The following is a 20,431-nucleotide window of genomic DNA, read 5'->3' on the forward strand; positions in this document are numbered from 1 at the left end:
CTGCGGCCCGCCTGGTTTGGTTCAACTCTCCCGGCGGCAGCTGCTATGGCCATGTTCGACCCCCGCTCCAACCCTGCGATGAGCGGCATCGGCAATGATCCGGTCCCATTTCTCAAGAATACTGCCGGGAGCCAGCCAGTCCCTGTTGTGTTGGTATCCTTGACGCATCTTGTCCAGCAATTCCGGATCGTCGCTCAGCTGCAGCACTGCGCGGGCCAGTTCCTCCGTGTCTTCAGGCGCAACAAGCAATCCGTTCTCACCGTGTCGGATCAATTCTCGTGGTCCGTAGGGGCAATCAAAAGACACAACCGGCAAGCCTGCGACGGTCGCCTCTGCCACCACATTGGGAAACCCCTCGAAGCGGGAGGAAAACACCAGTATGTCTGCGCCATCCATCCACGCTCCGGGTGTGTCGCTCGCGCCCGGCAGGGAGATGACGTCCTGCAGACCCAACCGGTCCCTCTGCGCCTCGAGCGCGGCACGTTCCGGGCCTTCCCCGAAAATCGTCAGGCGCGCGTCCGGGTTATTCTGGATGATTTCCGACATTGCGTCGATCAACAGATCGAACCCCTTTTGCGGATCCAACCGCCCCACCGCGACCAACCGATTGCCACCCGAGCCAAGGAGCGTGGCTGCACCATCGATTGGCGCACAGGGATTTGGAATGACCCGCGCCTTGCTCCGCAATGATGGCGGCAGGTCCTGGCGCACCCGCTCAGTCTGCATGACCACGGTGCTGGCTCGATGTCCAAGGATGTTTTGAGCGTGGCGCCAGACAGGGTTGGCGTTTTGCACGATCGGGTTGTTCCGCTCTGAAACGATCACCGGAACATCCCGCCCCAGGGCTGCAGCGAGCGTCAGGACATTGATTTTAGTCAGAAAGGATACCACCACGTCGGGGTTCTCGTCCCGGAAGAAGCGACGAATCCGGCGCAGGCGGGCCAGCTGTTTCAGCCCCCTGAACCCGTCGTTTCCGCCTTCGGCTACCAGCAGGCTGACGCCGTCAGGGAAAGAAAAATACGACCCGTCCTCGGGCATGGTCATGCCCGCAACCGAGACCTGATCGCCAAGGCCGATCCGATGGGCTGCAAGAACCGAGACAATCTTTTCGGCACCGCCAGCTCCGAACCCACCCTGAACGATCAGTATCTTCACTGCGCCCGCTCCACCATTTGCGTGCTGTCGGCACGGTTCTGTTTCCCAGACGTGTTCAATTGTTCCACCGGGCCATTCAACTCGGTTTCGACCACGGGCTGGTTAAGGTTTTTGGCCTGCAGAAAAATCCGGCCGACATATTCCCCAAGGATGCCAAGGAACATCGCATTCAGGGTCATCGACAAGAGCAGCAGGATTGTCGTGGTTGCAAAACCTGCGGGCCAATCCTGGCCAAAGAACAGCTTGCCGACAAGGTAGCCGATCATCAACAGGAACATCGACAGCCCTACTGTAAGGCTGATCAGCGAAGCCAGGCGCAGCGGGAGCAGGGAATGGTTGATCAACCCGTCCACAGCCAGCGCCAACATCGCCCGGACCGGAAACTTGGATTCACCCGCTGTCCGGGCCGCGCGATCATATTCGAATCCGACCTGCGAAAACCCCATGCCGCTGATCAGTCCACGAACATAGGGCGAGCGGTCATCAACCCGGCGCAATTCGTCCAATATCCGCCTGTCAGTCAGACGAAACTCACCCGCGTTTCGCGGCAGATTATCGTTGCTGATCAAGTCGATCAGTGCATAGAACCCCCGCCGTGCAGCGGCAACGACAGGGCCATCGGGCAGGCTGCGGCGAATACCATAGACGACATGATTCCCCTGCCGCCACAGATCCAACATCTGAGGGATCAACTCGGGCGGGTCCTGCATATCGCAATCGAGCTGCACCGCGCAGGCCCCGGTCGCCGACCTGTATGCTGTCAGAACCGAAGCCTGGTACCCCATGTTCCGCGCAAAGCGGATCACACGGACCCGAGGATCCTCCCCCGCGATTTCGGACAGGATTTCAAACGTCCGATCCTCGGAATGGTTGTCGGTGAAGATGATTTCAGGCTCGTACCCATCCAGTTTGTCGAACACCGCCAGCACGCGCTCATAGGCCATACGGACGTTGTCTTCCTCGTTGTAGGCGGGGATCAGAATGGAAATGACCGTCATGCGTTTTGTCCTGCCATGTTCTTCCGCGCATCCAAAGAGATGGCCCAATCGACTGTATCCCGCAGGCCGTCCTCCAACCCGATCCGCGCGGTCCAGGGATAAAGGGAATGGATAAGTCCGGGATTGTTGACCAGGTGCATCGGCTCACTTGGCGGGTCGGCATAGTCGAGCTGACCGGGTCCGGAACCGGTCAGCTCAGCCAGGATCGCGGCCGCGTCACGGACTCGAGTAGCCACTCCGGTACTGACATTCACCAGCGGAACGTCATCCCGCGGTGCATCGGCCAACATCAGAAGGGCACGCACGGCATCGCCGACATGCAGAAAATCCCGGATATCATCGGGGCGTCCGATGCGCGCGGCATCCCCGTTCAGCAACGTGCGGATCAGATACGGGACCAACTGGGGCCCGGTCTGACCCGGACCATAAGTCAGCGAAAGCCGTGCCGTCATAGCCGTGAATGGCAGGCGCGGCCGAAGCATGGTCAAGTACTTGGTCCCTGCCAGCATAGATGCCCCATAGCTGTCGCGCGGCATTTCGCATTGGGTTTCAGTGTAGGGAGAAGGAACCTCACCGTATTCGGCAATGGTTCCAAGACGGATGAATACATCCGGCGGTGCGTCGCAGGTTGCAGCGGCGCCCAACACAGCCATCAATGGCACAAGATTGTCGCTCACGCTGGCTTCGGCATCTTTGAGGCCGGGGCGCGTTACAACCCGGGTGTTTGCCGCCGCATGAAACACAACCTCTGGCCGGGACATGTCAAACACGCGGCGCAAAGCATCCCTGTCGCTGAGGTCGACACGCTGCAGTTCGACATCGGGCATTCCATCAGAGAGGAACCCGGGTCGGACCAAGGCCACGACCTGATCCCCCCTGTCCAAACAGGCTCGGAGCAGATGCTGTCCGATGAACCCTCCGGCCCCGGTGATCAGAACGCGCCTCGTCATGACAAACCGCCCCCGGCCATGTTCTGGGCCGGATTGGTGAAAACCGCGCTTTGCGGGTCACCCGTATCATGATCAGTTGTCATCAGTTTCATTCCTGCGCCCTGGCCGGTCCCTTCGATACTATGGAATTTGGGACCATTGGGATAGTTGCGCCAACACCGATCACTCCGCACCCACCAACCGCAGACGGAAAGCGGCCACTGGAAGACCTCGGATCAAGACGCCTTGCGCGGCATCCCGGTTATATACGGCTTGAGGAATTCCTGCGTCTTTTCATGCATATAGTCGATATGAGCCTGAGTCAGCCCGTGATGGCATGCCAACAGAATGCCGCCGCGCATCACGGCATCGGACACGGGATAACCTGCGGTATCCGCACGATACTCAACATCTTTCATGGCCGGCTGGCGCAAAATGTTGCCGGTAAAGACCGGCCGGGTCTGGATGTCCGACTTCTCCAGGAAAATCTGCATCTCGCGACGGGTAAACGGAGCGCCTTCTCGCAGAGTCAGCGGAAACGCCAGCCAACCGGTGCGTGCGCCCGGCAGCTGTTCAGGCAGAATGAACCATTCCTCATACTGCGCAAAGAACGCGCGATGCGCAGCAAAGGCTTCCTCGCGGACCCGAATATTGTTCTCAAGCTTGCCCAGTTGCACCAGGCCGAAAGCAGCGCTGATCTCGGACGGTTCAAGATTGTAGCCGAGCGCCTCAAACAGGAACTTGGCATCATATTCGATCCCATCCAGCTGAACGTTGAAGCGGTTCTCGATGGCCTCGGATTCGACGAACAGCGACGAGCTGCGGCCCCACGACCGCATCAGCAATGCCTTGCGTGCCAACTCGTCATCGTTGACGCACAGCATTCCACCATTTCCTGCGCCGTTGATGACATGGCTGCCGTAGAAGCTGGTGGTCGAAACATCCGACCAGACGCCCGTGCTGGTACCGTCGATCGTGGCACCCAATGTATCGGCGCTGTCTTCGATGACCTTCAGGCCATGTGCATCGGCCAGTTCCCGGATCCGACGCCAGTCCGGGAGGTTGCCGATCAACGAGGGAATCATCATCGCCGAGGTTTTGGGCGATATCATCCGCTCGATCTGTTCGACATCTATGTTGTAGGTTCCCTCGGCCGCATCAACGAATGCAGGTACAAGCCCTTGCCGCACCAGCGGAGCGACCGTGGTAGCAAACGTCAAAGCCGGGGTGATCACCTCGGATCCTTTGGGAAGATCCAGGATTTCGACGGCCAGATAGTTCGCCGAGGACCCGGAATTGACCATGATCCCATGTGCCTTCGAAAACAGTGCAGCGACTTTCTGCTGCATCTCCCGGACTTTGGGTCCCATTTGGGTGGATGTTTTCAGAACCTCGACGACGGCGTCGATCTCTTCCTGGCCGTGGACTGTCTGTCCGTAATTCACTCTCATCAAATAATCTCCTGAAAATCTACTGCGCGGCCAGCCCGGTTTGGTCGCAACCCGTGACGGACATGAGGTCTTGGTATGCGGCGATCTGCGATTGGGTGACCTTACCCATGTCGTCGCCCGCCGCGTGTGCCTTGTACCAGTCGGTTGTCAGTTCAACGGCTTGAGACAGTTCAAGCCGAGGCCGCCAGCCCAAACGGGTCTGCGCCTTGGTGCTGTCCAACCGAAGGATGCCAGCTTCGTGGGGCGCCGTTGCGGACTCATCCGGGAACCGGAACCCGGGCGCGCCTGCCCCCCAGGCGCGCCACATCATACCCGCCAGATCCCGGACATTTACGGTGCCCGAAACGTTTGGCCCGAAATTCCATGCCCCGGCAAAACACTGTCCGTCGCTCAGAATCTTCTGGGCCAACAGCAAATACCCCGCGACCGGTTCCAGCACATGCTGCCATGGCCGAACGCTATCCGGGTTTCTGATGGTCACCGGCTGGCCATCATTCCATGCTCGAATGATGTCCGGTATCAACCGGTCTTCGCCCCAGTCTCCTCCGCCAAAGACATTTCCCGCCCGAACCGTCGAAAGCTGAGGGCCATTCGCGTCAGAAAAGAAAGAATGCGCATAGGACTGAGCCACAAGCTCGGTTGCCGCCTTGGAGGCACTGTACGGATCCTTGCCGCCCAAAGGGTCGTTTTCGCGATAACCCCACAGCCATTCCCGATTGTCATAACACTTGTCGCTGGTGATCACGACAACGGCCTTCAGCGATGGCATTCGACGCACGGCCTCCAGAACGTTGACCGTACCTTGGACATTGGTCGCAAATGTCTCGGCCGGTTCGCGGTAGGATTTGCGCACCAGAGGTTGCGCAGCCATGTGAAACACCACTTCGGCATCCAGACCCTCGGTCGCCCGGGCCAAGGCCGCCGGATCGCGGATATCGGCAAAGCGGCTGTCCATGGTCCGATCAAGTCCGCACGCCTGATAGAAGGAAGGCCCGGGCTCAGGCGGCAAGGCAATGCCTGTGACCTGCGCACTCAGCCGGTTCAGCCAGGTCGAAATCCACCCGCCCTTGAACCCGCTATGCCCTGTCACAAGCACCCGGCGGCCGGTGAATTGACCGCCGAAGATCTGATCGGACTGACCAGTCATTGGTTCCTCAGATCGCTATGGCGGGATAATCAGAGGAGGGCTTGGCATCAAATTGCAGCCAAGGCGGCGTATCATCCTCGCAAAGGGCCTCCAACGCGTTGCGGTCACGGATCGTATCCATCGGATGCCAGAAACCCTCGTGTCGATAGGCCATCAGTTCACCGTCGCGGGCCATCTGAGACAGCGGTGACTGTTCCAGCGGCTCCATATCGTCGACCATGTAATCCATGACCCCCGGCTCGAATACGAAATACCCGCCGTTGATCCAGGTTTCGCGGCGGCGCACCTTTTCGGTGAACGCGTCCACGCGGTCGCCCTTCAACTCGATGTTGCCGAAACGCGCGGGCGGCTGAACCGCCGTGACAGTCGCCAGCTTGCCGTGCGACTTGTGAAAATCGATCAGCGCGTTGATGTCGATGTTCCCCAGGCCATCGGAATAGGTGCACATGAAGGTTTCGCCCGGATCCAGCCATTCCTTCAGACGCCGGATGCGCCCGCTTGTCATAGTATGAGCCCCGGTATCGACCACCGATACGTTCCAACCGCCGGGCGCCGAAGGCACCAGCTTGAGCTCGCCCGTATCCAGAGCGACCGAGATATTGTTGGCGATGAGGTGGTAATTCGCGAAGAACTGCTTGAGCAAAAGCGCCTTGTATCCGGCGGCTACGACGAAATCGCGGTGCCCGAAATGGCTGTAGATATCCATGACGCGCGCGATGATCGGCCGGCCGCCGATTTCGACCATCGGCTTGGGGATCGAGACTGTTTCCTCGGCCAGCCGAGACCCCAGACCGCCAGCAAGCAGTATCGTTTTCATTCGTGCCACTCCCTCAAAATACTTGTTACTAAAATCTGCATGTCTGCGTGGGCCTCACACCGGCCGCTTGACGAACCGACCACCAGAGACCGCGGATCGAATTGGGCTCATTCCGTTGCTCCCGATGGCTTCAAGTATACCACACCTTGCCCGTAGCGGTTGCCCAATCCCGAAATTTCCACGGGCTGGTAGCCGTTTGTTTCCGCATAGCGCAACAATGGCTGCTCAAGAGCCGGATCATATCCCAGCAGGAAAGCGGAGGGAGGATTGGAATCAAACACTGCCTGCAACCCGGCCGCATCTGCCATCACGTATTTCGCGGCCAAGTCAGGTTCCGTGTAAGGCGCGATCCGATAGGCAAAGGGGCCAGTAGACAGTTCGGGATAGACCGGCAGTTGCGCTTCAAGCGGGTAGATCGGCATGATCGTCGCGACAGGTCCGTCCGGATGGGCACTCTCGGCAAGTGCGGTCTTCAAAGCCTCGGCACCCTGCGCCACTCGGGTGGTCGTAAAGCCGCTGGGATCGCTCAGCGCTGCCAGACCAGGAACGAGGCGCGGCGCGCCCAGCACTGCCAGCAGAACGAAACCGGCGGCAAGGACCGGGGTGACTTGCGAACGCTGCTCTGACCCGACCTTTCGGAAGACCAATGCGCCCAGCAGAGGGATCATGACCAAGGGCTGAATGTAGTACTGCGGAAACCCGGGCGACGGCACAAAGCTGAACGCGGCGGTCACGGTGATCAGAACCAAAACCAATAGAACCGCGCCGAGCCCGGAGAGCAGCATGCCGCCCGATCTGACCAAAACTGTCAGATAGGCAACGACGAACAGGCAAACCAGTGCCGCTCCACCCAACCAGACCGAATAGGCCAACTGAACTTTGCCCCCAAGGCCCAGAGCCAGATCGGGTTCAGAGGCGGCGTTGGCCTGCCAGTAGGCCACGTGCGGACCCGTATGGAACTTGAGGACATGCGCGATGAAAACCGCGGGATCAACGGCCATGTACCAGAACAGCGGCAAGGCCCCCAGCAGCCCACCCGCCAGCATCGGCAGGGTCACCCGTCGAACACGTTCTGCAAACGCCATATGCCCCGGCATCAGAAAAGTGGCAATCGCGACGGGCGGAATGAAAACCACCGCGCTGACTTTCATCCCCGCGGCGATCGACAGGCAGACTCCAATCAGTACAAAAACAACTGGCCGCGGATGGTCGCGCTGGGTTTCCAGCAGAAAACCCCCGACACCCCATACGACGAAGGGCAATGGTAGCAGGTTGTTGCTGGCGGCCATTCCGGCCTGGGCCAGAAGTGTTCCGTCAACCATCAAGACCATGATGAAGAATGCCGCAAGCAGAGCCGATCCGGACAGGCGCCAGGTCACCCAACCGGTACCGCCGATCAACGCAATCCAGCCAAGAAACACACCAAGGCGCGCTGAGCCCAGCAGACCCTCCTGACCCGTGATCAAATAGAGACCGCGGAAATACCACGCCGAATCCGGAACGTGATTGTAGAAGAAGTCCTGGTACAGGCGCCATTGGCCCAACAATTCTGCTGGTGCTACGAACATCAGTTCGTCCCGACGCAAACCAAACGACATGATCCGGCCGAACAGAGCCGCCAACATCACGGCCAGCAGCCCTCCAAACAAGAGCCACAGCACCGCGCGACGACGACCAGACCCGGCCTGAGAAACGGCCCGGTCACGCATATGTTCGGCCTCAGCCGTCATATCCCTCTCGCTTTGCCCGTTCGGACGGGCCCACCAAAATCTGCAGGTTGCCGCAAACCGCCAAGGTCGCAAATAAACATCAACGATATGCTCCGAAGAGCCCTTTTGAAATCGTAACCCGCGGCTGAAAATGCCGCTTACTTAAATGTACTTTTGACAAAATTTTAGCGACCGGCGTTGATCGTCTCCAGGTTTTTCTGCGGTGCGAAGTTTGCAATCCGCTTGGGCGTCGGCACAGGTTTGATCTGCGGCTTGCCGGTGCGCGCGGCCAGCTCTTTGCCATCGATCGGGCGCAGACCGTTTGCACCGTAGCCCGGCACCAGATCCTTGAGCAGCTTTTTGACCCCAAGATCATTGCCGTCCTGAGCAGCCTGTTCCAGCTTGAGGATCAGCGCCCGCAAACGCGCGGCAGAGACGCCTTCGGGAATAGCCGAGGAAACGCCAGGAATACCGCTTTCGCGACGCTCTTCGGTCACGTCGAACAGCTCTTCGTACAGCTTTTCACCCTGACGGATACCGATGAATTTGATGTCGATGTCCTGATAGGGCTCGAGGCCGGCCAGACGGATCATGCGCTCGGCCAGGTCCACGATCTTGACCGGCCGACCCATATCCAGAACGAAAATCTCGCCGTGGCTGTCTTCAAGGTTCAGACCCCGCGCGGCGGCAACCAGCGTCAGCTGCACGGCTTCACGGATGGTCATGAAGTACCGCTCCATTTTCGGATCAGTCACCGTCAACGGACCACCTTCCGAGATCTGGCGCTGGAACAGCGGGATCAGCGAACCGGACGACCCCAGCACGTTACCGAACCGAACCGAGAAGAACCGGGTTTTCTCGTCGGTCTCGTTGGTCACGCGGTCCTGCGCCTGAACGTAGAACTCGGCCACGCGCTTGGTGGCGCCCATGACGCTGGTGCTGTTCACGGCCTTGTCCGTCGAGACTTGCACCATGGCGATTGCACCCACATTGCGGGCCGCGTCCGCAACATTCCGGGTTCCGATCACGTTGGTCAGAACGCCTTCGCAAGGGTTCAGCTCAACCATCGGCACATGCTTCAGCGCAGCAGCATTGAAGACCAACTCGGGGCGGTGACGTTCAAAGATCGCGTTCACGCGGGACGCATTGCGGATGTCGGCCACGTAGATCCGGCGTGCAACATCCGGGAAGTTTTGACCCAGATCCATGTCGATGGAATAGGCGTTGTATTCCGTGTTCTCGATCATCACCAGCTCGGCCGGCTCGAACGAGGCGATCTGGCGTGTCAGCTCGCTACCGATCGACCCTCCGGCGCCGGTGATCAGGACGCGGCGGCCCTTGAACATCTCGCGCAGCATCGAACGTTCGACCGCTTTCTGCGGACGGTCCAGGATGTCTTCGGGATTGACGGTCCGGATGCCGTTGCTCTCGGTGCCAAGTTCTTCGAGGCCCGCCAGACGCGACACCGGAATGCTGTTGGCCTCAGCCCAACGAGTCAGCTTGCGAATGCCATCACTTTCAAAATGGGTAACGGGCTCAGTCAACAGCACGCGCTGCGGCAGTTGGTCATAATACTTCAGACGTTCGATAACGGCGTCTGCATCCAACAGCGACCCGATGATCTTCACATCGTGGAAATACAGGCCCTGCGTGTTCCGCGCATCATCGATGATGCCGACGGGTTCATACTTGGAATCCTGATTGTGCAGAGACCGCACGAACAGGTCGCAGCTGGCGCCGGTACCGACCAGAATAACCGGGATTTTCCCGTTGGACGCATCCGGGCAACGGCGCGCCGGATCGCTCGTCAGCTCGGTGCTGCGCGCCAGAACGCGCAGGGTACCAAAAGCGGGCACCAGCAGCAGGAACTGAATGACATAGACCGCCAGCGGCACTTGCGCGGTAACCGGCAGGGCAGCGCCCAGCAATGCCAGCAAAACAACCGACAGACCCGCAGCCCGGACGATCAACGTGACGTCGCGCAGCGAAGTCGACCGCGTATGGCGTTTGTAGATGCCGGAAAGCGGCAAAACCGCCAGTGCCACCAGGCAAGTCATCACCACCAACGGCAACAGAACGGACCCGAACTGTTCAGGAACAATGCCACCATTGGCCAGTACGACGGCCACGGCCACGGCTCCGGCGGATGCGAATACATCTCCGATCAGCAGGCGCCGGTTGGCGCTCATTTCGGTCAGCTTCTGTCGCAGCTTCGACTGGATGTCTCCAAAGGCGCGATCTTGTTCGATCGTGCTGTCTGCATCCGGTCCACTTTTGAGCTTAACCAACTCTTGCTCGTACATACTCATAAGAACCCCCGGCATAAATTGCCACTTACCACTCGACTGAAATGAGACGGGCCAAACACACCCGCTCCACCACTAAAAAGCCTCAATTCCCGATCGACACCACATGGCGCCGGCCGGCAAACACATTGCTTCGCTAAAAGTCCCCCACGCGATTCCGGGCGCCTAGAAACCTCCGCCCTGAACCAAACCCCCTTTCAACTCGTCAACTCGTTACACTACGCGTGGTCTGGCCCATCACACGGTCCCGACCACGAACCCACGTCTTCAACGCTACCACACCAACATGGGTATCAAAATCCCCTTTCCACCACTTGGACACCATAAAATCACAGAAATGCCATTTTTTGCAGCAGGTGATCGCTGTCGCAGTTTCAATTGTTGTATCCTCAGGGCCCGATCGTCCCGGTTGATCGTGCACGCACAAAGCCCTAGTGCGTTTTTGTTTCCTGAATGGAAACCAAATTCTGGCTTCGATCATGACATGGCCTGCGATTCGCTTCTGTGAACTGCATCCGAAACCGTCCAATTCCGGCAGAGTCCCGGATTGCGGCGGGAAAGCCATTCTACGTCGGCCGCATAGAACTCGGTCATCTTCGCCTCCAAATCGGGCGACAGGGCCGGGTAGGTCACCTTTCGAGCGACAGCGTTTCGGATGGACCGTACCGGCCAGGTGTGACGTACAGGGTCCAGAACAGCTCGAACCGGCTTCAGCACACGACGCAGCGACAGTGGCACCATGGGCGTATTCTTATCTTTGACTTTCTGCTGCACAGGCGGCTCCAGCTGTCCGTCATATCCAATATGGCCGGCCACCTTCTTCAGGTTCCCATGAGGGTTCACGCGGACATCCTCATAGGCCAAGAGCAGGATCTGGTCCTCTGGGAACAAGTCGTAGAACCGCTTCAGATGGTGGCCATATCGCCCATCGGACAGAAAACGCTGGTCGGCCGCGACCGCCGGATCCAGATAATCTTCGATCCTCCCCGAGACCTCGCCGCGGCGGAACAACATGCAATAGTCGGAATAGGCGCGCTGAACCGGGTCCCGCATCTGCAGGATCAACCGAGTTTCAGGAAAATGCTCCCGAATGCGTTGCGCAGCCAGGGGTTCGGTCAGGTACGAATTCGATTTTTCACCGATCAGATCTGCGCCATCGCAGTCTCCGAACTGGTCACGATACCAGTCCAGTCCGTTTGCATAATTCCGAGAAAAGAAATGCAACTCGGGACCCGGCATATGGATGGCCGGCGTCTGCATCAGCGACTTTTGCAACCAGGTGGTTGCACATTTCGCGGCACCGAAAATCAGAAAGTCGACCGGACGACCGTCAGGGAGAGACATGGGAATACTCGTGACCTTGCGAACAGACTAAAAAACAAACCCGGCAAACCCCGCGCCGGAAAACTCAATTCGACGTGACAATGGTTCTTCGTACGACTTCTATGGTGTCCCCGGGCTGAACCGCCTCGGTCCCGTCCATCTTGCGTGGCGCCGTGCCACCTGCCCGTGTGACGATATAGTCAATCACAACTTCACTGGCGATATCATCGTCGCTGAGCAAACCAGCGGCAGCCAGTTCTCCGTGCAGGCTTGCCGCGGTATCAAGACGCGTCCGAAGCGAGGCCAACTCGCGTTCGACCGCGTTCAACTGGACCAGAGCATCCGAGCGCGCCTTGTCATCCAGTTCCAACTCGTCGCGCTCGGCGCGGTTCAGCTCCTGACGAGCCAGCATCAGCGCAACCTCCTGATCCAGACGCTTGGATTCCAGATCGTTCAGAAGATTGGTCATGGTCGTCACCCGGTTCGATACGGTCAGACCCTTTTCCTTGAGCTGGTTCAGGTTCTCCAACTCCCGGCTGACATTCTCGATCTGGGTTTTGCGAAGCTCCAACTGGATGGTCAGGCTCGAGATCTGCTCTTTGAGCATCTCCTGCAGATCCCGAATTCGTTCACCCAAACCCTCGCGGGCGTTCATCGTCGCCTCGAGGATTTCACCCTCGAGCCCTCCTGGAGCGTCAGGCGCCGCGTCGGTGCCGGTCTCAATCCCTTCTTCCTGCAGGCTCGCAAGGTCAGCTTTCAGCCTCTGCCTCTCGTCTTCCAACTCATCGATCTGAGTGGATAGCAGCCGCATTTCGCCGCCCATCCGCATGATCTGAAAATCATTGTTTGCACCAAACTGGATCGGAGGACGGATCGGACCACCTGCAAGGGCCAGAACCTGCTGGGCGGTCATCCCGGGATGGTAGGCATAAGCGCCCGGCGAATTGACGTCTCCAAGAACAAAGACCGGAAGGTGGCTGATCACTTCAAGCGCGACCTTGGGCGGCTCGGCCATGCCGGTCTGGCTGCTGAGCTCAAGCTCCAACATCTGCGACAGTTCCAGCGTGGTTAGCCCGGCCGCCTCAACCTGTCCTACCAGCGGAAACATCAGCGTTCCGTCACCGGCCAGAGCGAACTCGCCGGACACGCCATCCCAAATCATGTAACTTGCGGACAATGGGTCCCAACGCATGGCACGAACCGACAGGCGATCCTGCGGCAGCAGGCGATAGCTTTCGGCCAGGGCCGGCAGAGCGGCCAGCGCAAACAACAGCGTCGCCAGAATTACTCGAAAGAAGCTGCGCAAAACCTTGCCTCCCAACTCTTAAACACCAACAAGCCGGGCGTGGGTGCCGGGCACGATACTCAAATCTCGAAAACACAAACCGCACCCACAGCGCAAGTCGGTCGTCAAAAGCAATTTCGGTCATCGGCGGGACAGAAACGATCCCGCTCGGCAAATCATAGGCGCTTGGCCTCAGGCTGACAAGCAAAGCCAATGGCGCGTCGCCTTTGGCGCTGGCTTTCCTGTCGACACTGACCTGTCAGCGCCTGGGCCACCGCGTCGGCCGCGTTCGCAACCCCCTGTGATTGCAGCCCGAAGGCTGGGTGTTTTGCGCGAAACACCCGATAAGAAAACCCCGCCTAGTTTCGCGGCATTCACGCCGCGGCTTTGGCTCCTGCTTTTCCTGACCGGCAACAGTTCACGGCTTTGGCTCGAATCGTTTACGCAACACGGAAGGCAAATCAGCGTCAGCGTCTAGTCAGCCCTGCATTCTCAGCCCCTGCATCCCGCGGCGGCATCGACGGCTTGCAAACAGAATCCGTTTCGACCAATCTTGCTGCATCGCCGCTTGTCGACCCGGGTTGTCGGTATTTCAGTCGCGGTTGCTCGGGTGGCGTGTCGCGTCCCTTTGTATTGGTTGATTTTTTGTGTGTCGCGGGACCCCGCGTGTTGCGAGTTGGATTTGATTTGTGAACCGGTTGCTTGAAATCCTGATCTGCCTGCTTCTGGGCCTGCTCGCGCTTCCCTTCTTTGTCATTGCGTGCGTCGTGGTGCTTTTGTCCATCGGCCGTCCATTGATGTTTTCGCAGATCCGAGCTGGACGCGAGGGTCGCAATTTCCGACTCTACAAACTGCGCAGCATGAAAGAGGCACGCGCGGCGGATGGATCTTTGCACCCCGATGCGGATCGCCAGACGCGCGCCACCGCAATGATCCGACGCCTGCGCCTCGACGAGATCCCGCAACTCCTTCTGATCCTGCAGAACAAAATGGCCCTGGTTGGGCCTCGCCCCTTGCTGCCTGAAACGATCGAAGACTTCGGACCCGCCGGACAATACCGGTGTTCCGTTCGGCCGGGGCTGACCGGGTGGGCGCAGGTCAGCGGCAACACCAATCTCAGCAACAGCGAAAAACTGAGCCTTGATCTATGGTATGTGGCGCATCGGTCACTGGCGCTGGACCTGCAGATTCTGGGCGAAACAGTCGGTGCGGCCCTGCACAACGAACCCCGCCGCGACGACCGGATCGACGCGGCCCGGAAATGGATGGACTCGAATGGCCCGCTGGCCCAGGACATGCAGGAGATGAACGCGTGAATATCGTACTTGTCGGCGCCGTCGAGACCACGCTTGCAGCCCTGATGTCGATGTGCGGTGCCGGGCATGTGCCGGCCCTTCTGGTAACCTTGTCGCCGCGCCTGTCTGCACGGCATTCGGATTTCGTCGACCTGTCACCGGCGGCCGAAAAGTATGGTGTCCCGGTTCTGCATATCGAGAAAACCAACGACCCCGCGACTCTCGAACAGATTGCCAAGGTCAAACCCGACCTGATCCTTGTGCTCGGTTGGTCACAGATCTGCGGCCCCGAGTTCCGGGCGTTGGCGCGGATTGGCTGCATCGGATTTCACCCATCGGCCCTGCCCCGCTTGCGGGGGCGCGGTGTCATCCCCTGGACGATCCTGTTGCAGGAACGAAACGTCGGGTCCTCGCTTTTCTGGTTGGGCGAAGGTGCCGATGACGGCCCTATTGCCGCTCAGGCCATCTATGCGGTCGATCCCGAAACCGTCACTGCACGCGAGTTGTACAATCGGGCTTTGCGTGCCGTCTCAGGACTGCTGCCGCCTCTGTTGAACCAGATCTCCAATGGCGACATCCCGGCCGAACCACAACGCACCGACGGAATCAGCCTGTGCGCCCGCCGCCGCCCCGAGGACGGCCTGATTGACTGGACCAATCCTGCTGCGGACATCCACCGCCTGATCCGTGCCTCGGGTCCGCCCTACCCCGGCGCCTACACCTATAGCCCCGACGGCGTGAAACTGGTTCTGACGGGGGTCAGATATACCGAGCCGGAGGGCTACTTCATCGGCCTGCCCGGCCAGATCCAGGCCATCAGCAACGGCGGCTTTACGGTGGCCTGCGGCGACGGGCGTTGTCTGGACATAACTGAATGGTCAGGGGCCGACACACCCCCTGCCCTTCACGCGAAACTGAGGACACATCCATGATCGCTTCCGACCTGACCACTGGCCACGCCGGCCCCGCGCTGATCGTCGCTCCGCATCCCGATGATGAGGTTCTGGGTGCCGGCGGCACGATGGCCCGCATGGCCGATGCTGGGCGCGAAGTGCATGTGGTTGTCGTCACTCGTGGCAAACCCCCGAAGTTTACCGATGAACAGGTCGCAACCACACGGCGCGAGGCACGCAATGCGCATGATCTGCTGGGCGTCACCGAAACACATTGGATGGACTTCAACGCGGCGGAGTTGTCGGAACATGCCCATTCGGACCTGAACGGTGCGCTGGGAAAGCTGGTCCGCGACATCGCCCCCAGCCTGATCCTGGCTCCGCATCCGGGCGACATCCATATGGATCACCAGCTGAGTTTTCTGTCTACGCTGGTGGCAAGCCGCCCGCATCAACATGACTATCCAGCCAATATTCTGGCCTACGAAACCCTTTCCGAAACAAATTGGAACGCCCCTTATCTGACCCCGGCCTTCGTGCCAAACGTGTTTGTCGACATCTCGGACACGATCGAGCGGAAGCTGGAGGCGTTCGGCAAGTTCGAAAGCCAGGTCAAACAGGCACCGCACGAACGATCGGTCGACAGCTTGTGCGCACTGGCCACCCTGCGCGGCGCGACAGTGCACCGGTCGGCGGCTGAAGGCTTTGTTCTGATCCGATCGGTGATTTGACAGGAGGTGCGAAATGCAGATGTGGCCCATCTATGATCAGGAACAGATCGACGCCGTAGCGCAAGTTCTGGCCTCTGGCAAAGTCAACGCTTGGACCGGCCCAGATGTTCGCGCATTCGAGGCCGAATACTGCGCATATACCGGAGCCAAACACGCGATCGCCATGGCCAACGGGACAGTGACGCTGGACGCCGCGATGCTCGGGCTAGACCTGCAACCGGGTGACGAGGTCATCGTAACCCCGCGCAGCTTCATCGCCTCGGCCAGTTCGGTGATGCTGGCGGGCGGTGTTCCGGTCTTTGTCGATGTCGATCCTGAAACCCAGAACATAACGCCCGAAACCATCGCCCCGGCGATTACGCCGCGCACCCGGGGGATCTTACCCGTGCATCTGGGCGGTTGGCCCTGTGACATGGACGGCATCATGGATCTGGCCCGCGCTCACGACCTTTGGGTCATCGAGGACTGCGCCCAGGCCCACGGCGCGATGATTGGCGACCGCCATGTCGGAACCATCGGGACCTTGGGCTCGTTTTCCTTCTGCCAGGACAAGATCATGACCACAGGCGGCGAAGGCGGTCTGCTGCTGACCGACAATTCTGATCTTTGGAGCCGCATCTGGAGCTACAAGGATCACGGCAAAGGTTATGACACCGTGTTCAACACCGAACACCCGCCCGGCTTTCGCTGGCTGCACGACTCGGGACCCGGCACCAATCTGCGGATGAACGGCCCTTCGGCGGCACTTGGTCGAATACAGCTGAAACGCCTGGACGCATGGCGCGCGCACCGGACGGCAAATGCGGATATCCTGCACAAGGCCCTTGCGACCTGCCCGGCCTTTCGCGTGCCAATGCCACCCGACGGCGCTACCCACGCTTTTTATCGGTTCTACGCATTTGTGCGGCCGGAAACATTGGCGCCCGGCTGGAGCCGAGACCGCATCATCGCCGAGATCGCCGAGGCCGGCTTTCCCGCCTTTTCCGGCAGCTGCTCGGAGATTTACCTCGAGAAAACCTTCACCAGCCGAGGCCTGGGACCCAAGGAACCGTTACCCGTGGCGCGCGAGCTGGGCGAAACCAGCCTTGCCTTCCTGGTCGACCCCGCCTGGTCCGCCGAGAACGTCGCTCGTCTGGCGCAGGTCATCGTTGATGTGGGCCAAAAGGCGACGGCCCGCCACATGGCGCAGGGCTGAGCGCGAACTGGTGATGTGTGGCCGATCAACATACAGCTTGAGTCGAACACCCACCGGTGAGCTGCGGAGGGTGACCCGATGATCTTGCATGTCACCACTGATTTCTCAGGCCAAGGTGGCGCACAAGCCATGTTGGCCCGACTTTTGGCCCATTCCGGCGAACGGGCCTGCGTCGTCGCCCTGACCGAGGTTTCGGACCGCTGCCGCGCAATGGCGGCGAATGACAAGGTCGAATACGTTTCGCTGCGTGCCAGATCGCCGTTGGCCCTGTTGCGCGCGGTTTGGCAGATCCGACGTTTGATCCGGACCCATCAGCCGGATGTGGTTCTGTGCTGGATGTACCATGCGATGGTCCTGGGCCTGATTGCCGGCAAACTTGCCGGGCGGCGCGTTCCCGTCGTTTGGACCGTGCGGCAAGCGCTGGACGACCCGGCTGCCTTCACCCGGAGCACCCGCGCTGCGGTGGCGCTGTCGAAGGTGCTTTCCCGGTTCTGTCAGGGGATCCTCTACAACTCGACCCGCGCTCAAGCTCAGCACGAGAAATACGGCTTTGCCGGGGACCATTCCACGGTGATTCCAAACGGGTTTATCCTTCCGCCCGATCCAACGGCGCGGCCGGGACCTGCCCGCGTGCTTGGAGTGGCGGCAAGGTTTCATCCGCAGAAAGACTTCGAAACCTTCTTTCGCGCTTTCGCGATTGCGCGCCAGTCCGTCCCGGACCTGCATGCCCGTCTGGCCGGAGACGGCGTAACGCTGGAGAACCCCGAGATCCGCGCGATGCTGGCCGACAACGATCTGCCCGAAGACAGCGTGACATTGTGCGGCGACCTGCACGATATGTCCGAGTTCTACGCGAGCATTGACCTGCTGGTTTTGGCCTCGCGCACCGAAGGCTTTCCGAATGTGATCGCCGAAGCCATGAGCCACGGCCGCCCGGTCGTGACGACTCATGTCGGCGACAGCGCCAGAGTGGTGGACTCGTGCGGCTATGTCGTGCCGCCACGTGATCCGCAGGCATTGGCAGAGGCACTGGTCCAAGCTGCCAACTGGCCGCCCGAAACCTACAAATCCCATAGCAATGCTGCCCGCGACCGCATCGCCACACACTACTCCCTCGACGCGATTGCCCGCGCCTATGATCAGGCCCTGAACCAAGCTGCCAACCCGGCGCCACCCACAGCGCCTCAAGTCGAATAAAGGACCTGACCCATGTGCGGTATCGCCGGATTTCTGACTTTTCAGCCCATGGGCGCCGCCTCGGGCCGCACCACGCTGCAGGCCATGTGCGACGCTATTCAGCACCGGGGTCCCGATGCCGACGGATTGTTTGTCGATCCAGACGCCGGTGTAGCTCTGGGCCATCGCCGCCTTTCGATCGTCGACCTGTCGGAGACCGGGGCGCAGCCAATGACCTCGCCCAGCGGCCGGTTCACCATCGTCTACAATGGGGAAATCTACGGCTTTCTGGCCCTGCGGCAAACGTTGCTGGACAAGGGCGTCACGTTTCGCGGCACATCAGATACCGAGGTGCTACTGGCGGCTATGGACCTCTGGGGCATCCGCAAGACATTGGAACAGGCGCACGGCATGTTCGCCTTCGCGGTCTTGGATCGCAAGCTGAACCGGGTGGTTTTTGCACGCGATCGGTTGGGCAAGAAACCCCTGTATCTAGGCCTCAAGTCCGGCCAGCTTTTGTTTGGTTCCGAACTCAAGGCGCTGCGCGCGAACCCCGCATTTGGCTCACCGGAAGCCGACCGCCGTGCTCAGGCGCAGTACGCCCGCTACGGATATGTGCCGGCACCACTCTCGATCTATCGCGAAGTTATGAAGTTGCCCGCCGGATCAATGGTCGAAGTCCGCTTGGACCAACCGCCCGGGACGGCTCAGGACCTGGTAGATGCCATCCGGACGTTCTGGGACCTTCGCGACTGCGCGAAACAGGGACTTGCCGCACCAATCCAAGACGAAGACCGGGCGCTGGCTCGTATTGAAGAGGAATTGCAACGCGCCGTGCAGGAGCGCATGGTCGCGGACGTCTCGGTGGGGTCCTTCTTGTCCGGCGGGATAGACTCGACCCTGATCACTGCCATGATGCAGGAACAAACCAACGGCAAGGTCACCAGCTTTACAGTCCGTTTCCAGGAAGAAGGGCTGAACGAAGCAGACCATGCCGCCGCAATCGCTGCACATCTGGGCACGGACCATCACGAGGTCACTGCGACACCCTCCATGGCGTTCGAATTGCTCGATGACCTACCACACGTCTATGACGAACCTTTTGCCGACCCGTCCGGTGTTCCAACCCTGCTGGTGTCCAAACTGGCCCGCGATCAGCTGACCGTCGTCCTGTCGGGTGATGGCGGCGACGAATCCTTTGGCGGGTACGAACGCTACGCCCGAATGATGGCGATGGAACGCCTGGGCCGAAAACTTCCAAGGCCGGCTGCGTCAGTCTTGGCAGCATCCCCTGATGCCCTGCGTGCAGCCGTTACGCCGATCCTGCGTAAATTCGTTTCAGACACCATGCGCGACCAGATCACAGCCGACAGGATCTCCAAAGTCGCCTCAGTCATCGCGCAGCCTGATTTCAGAAGCCGATACAATACCCTGTTCAGTCTTTGGGACCCGTCCGCAGCGCTGAAGGACGTGAATGACGGCGGGGTTTATCAAACACTCGGATTGCCCAACGGCCTTGATGAAATCGACACGATGCTGCTGCTGGATTCCTGCCTGTATTTGCCCGAAGGCATTCTTGTGAAAGTCGACCGAGCGTCGATGGCCGTCGGTCTTGAGGCGCGCGCGCCCTTGTTGGATGACCGCGTCGTCGCCGCCGCTTGGCAGGCGCCCCGATCCCTGCGTTTCGACGGCAAACAGGGCAAGGTGGCCCTAAGGCGCCTCGTGGACAAGCGCGTACCAAAGGCCTTGTATGATCGCCCAAAACAAGGGTTCGGAATTCCCGTCAACGACTGGTTGCGTGGCCCGCTGAAGCCTGTGGCAAACGAGGTTTTTTCAACAGGACAAGGGGTCGAGGACGTATTCGACACAGCCACCTTGGCGCAACGATGGCGCGAGCATCTCAGCGGGCGTCGCAATTGGGGGCCCCATCTGTGGACGGTTCTAATGTATCATTTCTGGCAGAAAAAATGGCTGGTCTGATCCTCGAAGCGCGGACTTCTGTTCACCAAATTCGCACAAAA

General features: G+C 59.8%; 16 protein-coding genes. 6 read left to right on the forward strand and 10 right to left on the reverse strand.

All coding sequences use genetic code 11. The features are described 5' to 3' along the window. Positions 1-21: 21 nt before the first annotated feature. From ACR0DA_RS14095 to ACR0DA_RS14140, 10 genes are all read right to left on the reverse strand, one after another. On the reverse strand, positions 22-1,155 hold the full coding sequence (locus ACR0DA_RS14095; RefSeq protein WP_480754537.1) for a glycosyltransferase family 4 protein: 1,134 nt from the start codon (positions 1,153-1,155) through the stop codon (positions 22-24). Further along, positions 1,152-2,153, reverse strand: a complete 1,002-nt coding sequence (locus ACR0DA_RS14100) for a glycosyltransferase family 2 protein (RefSeq protein WP_170341704.1) — start codon at positions 2,151-2,153, stop codon at positions 1,152-1,154. Before ACR0DA_RS14100 ends, ACR0DA_RS14095 begins: the two co-directional genes overlap by 4 nt. Continuing rightward, positions 2,150-3,103 (reverse strand): NAD-dependent epimerase/dehydratase family protein, encoded by a 954-nt coding sequence (locus ACR0DA_RS14105; protein WP_480754539.1) that lies wholly within the window; start codon positions 3,101-3,103, stop codon positions 2,150-2,152. Before ACR0DA_RS14105 ends, ACR0DA_RS14100 begins: the two co-directional genes overlap by 4 nt. Positions 3,104-3,318: 215 nt before the next feature. Beyond that, entirely contained in the window at positions 3,319-4,533 is a 1,215-nt protein-coding gene (locus ACR0DA_RS14110; RefSeq protein ID WP_480754540.1) for a DegT/DnrJ/EryC1/StrS family aminotransferase, read from the reverse strand. A gap of 19 nt (positions 4,534-4,552) precedes the next feature. Further along, positions 4,553-5,680, reverse strand: coding sequence for a CDP-glucose 4,6-dehydratase (gene rfbG / locus ACR0DA_RS14115; protein WP_480754542.1), 1,128 nt, complete (start codon positions 5,678-5,680; stop codon positions 4,553-4,555). A 7-nt stretch (positions 5,681-5,687) separates the two neighbouring features. Then, the gene (gene rfbF, locus ACR0DA_RS14120) at positions 5,688-6,497 is read right to left on the reverse strand and encodes a glucose-1-phosphate cytidylyltransferase (RefSeq protein ID WP_093963249.1); all 810 of its coding nucleotides are present in this window, start codon (positions 6,495-6,497) and stop codon (positions 5,688-5,690) included. A 107-nt stretch (positions 6,498-6,604) separates the two neighbouring features. After that, positions 6,605-8,227: a hypothetical protein gene (locus tag ACR0DA_RS14125; protein WP_480754544.1), complete on the reverse strand. Its 1,623-nt coding sequence runs from the start codon at positions 8,225-8,227 to the stop codon at positions 6,605-6,607. A 164-nt stretch (positions 8,228-8,391) separates the two neighbouring features. After that, positions 8,392-10,515, reverse strand: coding sequence for a polysaccharide biosynthesis protein (locus ACR0DA_RS14130; protein ID WP_170447954.1), 2,124 nt, complete (start codon positions 10,513-10,515; stop codon positions 8,392-8,394). 474 nt (positions 10,516-10,989) lie between these two features. Next, the gene (locus ACR0DA_RS14135; RefSeq protein WP_480754546.1) at positions 10,990-11,856 is read right to left on the reverse strand and encodes a sulfotransferase family protein; all 867 of its coding nucleotides are present in this window, start codon (positions 11,854-11,856) and stop codon (positions 10,990-10,992) included. A 64-nt stretch (positions 11,857-11,920) separates the two neighbouring features. Continuing rightward, on the reverse strand, positions 11,921-13,141 hold the full coding sequence (locus tag ACR0DA_RS14140; protein WP_170371851.1) for a polysaccharide biosynthesis/export family protein: 1,221 nt from the start codon (positions 13,139-13,141) through the stop codon (positions 11,921-11,923). Positions 13,142-13,809: 668 nt separating this feature from the next. On the opposite strand from ACR0DA_RS14140, the gene ACR0DA_RS14145 reads away from it, so the two are divergent. From ACR0DA_RS14145 to asnB, 6 genes are all read left to right on the forward strand, one after another. Then, positions 13,810-14,436, forward strand: a complete 627-nt coding sequence (locus tag ACR0DA_RS14145; protein WP_480754548.1) for a sugar transferase — start codon at positions 13,810-13,812, stop codon at positions 14,434-14,436. Beyond that, entirely contained in the window at positions 14,433-15,347 is a 915-nt protein-coding gene (locus ACR0DA_RS14150) for a methionyl-tRNA formyltransferase (RefSeq protein ID WP_170529774.1), read from the forward strand. Before ACR0DA_RS14145 ends, ACR0DA_RS14150 begins: the two co-directional genes overlap by 4 nt. Further along, on the forward strand, positions 15,344-16,039 hold the full coding sequence (locus ACR0DA_RS14155) for a PIG-L deacetylase family protein (protein WP_480754550.1): 696 nt from the start codon (positions 15,344-15,346) through the stop codon (positions 16,037-16,039). Before ACR0DA_RS14150 ends, ACR0DA_RS14155 begins: the two co-directional genes overlap by 4 nt. A gap of 13 nt (positions 16,040-16,052) precedes the next feature. Then, positions 16,053-17,234 (forward strand): DegT/DnrJ/EryC1/StrS family aminotransferase, encoded by a 1,182-nt coding sequence (locus ACR0DA_RS14160; RefSeq protein WP_170599850.1) that lies wholly within the window; start codon positions 16,053-16,055, stop codon positions 17,232-17,234. Positions 17,235-17,312: 78 nt separating this feature from the next. Next, positions 17,313-18,431, forward strand: a complete 1,119-nt coding sequence (locus tag ACR0DA_RS14165; protein WP_480754552.1) for a glycosyltransferase — start codon at positions 17,313-17,315, stop codon at positions 18,429-18,431. Between the two features lie 12 nt (positions 18,432-18,443). After that, positions 18,444-20,390, forward strand: coding sequence for an asparagine synthase (glutamine-hydrolyzing) (gene asnB, locus ACR0DA_RS14170; RefSeq protein ID WP_480754553.1), 1,947 nt, complete (start codon positions 18,444-18,446; stop codon positions 20,388-20,390). Positions 20,391-20,431: the final 41 nt, after the last annotated feature.

The organism is Ruegeria sp. CI8, assembly GCF_056536865.1.

What these genes read in the sequence shown, in the direction of transcription:
- ACR0DA_RS14100 (WP_170341704.1), bottom strand. Translation starts at nt 2,153, where the DNA reads ATGACGGTCATTTCCATTCTGATCCCCGCCTACAACGAGGAAGACAAC.
- ACR0DA_RS14105 (WP_480754539.1), bottom strand. Translation starts at nt 3,103, where the DNA reads ATGACGAGGCGCGTTCTGATCACCGGGGCCGGAGGGTTCATCGGACAG.
- ACR0DA_RS14110 (WP_480754540.1), bottom strand. Translation starts at nt 4,533, where the DNA reads ATGAGAGTGAATTACGGACAGACAGTCCACGGCCAGGAAGAGATCGAC.
- rfbG (WP_480754542.1), bottom strand. Translation starts at nt 5,680, where the DNA reads ATGACTGGTCAGTCCGATCAGATCTTCGGCGGTCAATTCACCGGCCGC.
- rfbF (WP_093963249.1), bottom strand. Translation starts at nt 6,497, where the DNA reads ATGAAAACGATACTGCTTGCTGGCGGTCTGGGGTCTCGGCTGGCCGAG.
- ACR0DA_RS14125 (WP_480754544.1), bottom strand. Translation starts at nt 8,227, where the DNA reads ATGACGGCTGAGGCCGAACATATGCGTGACCGGGCCGTTTCTCAGGCC.
- ACR0DA_RS14130 (WP_170447954.1), bottom strand. Translation starts at nt 10,515, where the DNA reads ATGAGTATGTACGAGCAAGAGTTGGTTAAGCTCAAAAGTGGACCGGAT.
- ACR0DA_RS14135 (WP_480754546.1), bottom strand. Translation starts at nt 11,856, where the DNA reads ATGTCTCTCCCTGACGGTCGTCCGGTCGACTTTCTGATTTTCGGTGCC.
- ACR0DA_RS14155 (WP_480754550.1), top strand. Translation starts at nt 15,344, where the DNA reads ATGATCGCTTCCGACCTGACCACTGGCCACGCCGGCCCCGCGCTGATC.
- ACR0DA_RS14160 (WP_170599850.1), top strand. Translation starts at nt 16,053, where the DNA reads ATGCAGATGTGGCCCATCTATGATCAGGAACAGATCGACGCCGTAGCG.
- ACR0DA_RS14165 (WP_480754552.1), top strand. Translation starts at nt 17,313, where the DNA reads ATGATCTTGCATGTCACCACTGATTTCTCAGGCCAAGGTGGCGCACAA.
- asnB (WP_480754553.1), top strand. Translation starts at nt 18,444, where the DNA reads ATGTGCGGTATCGCCGGATTTCTGACTTTTCAGCCCATGGGCGCCGCC.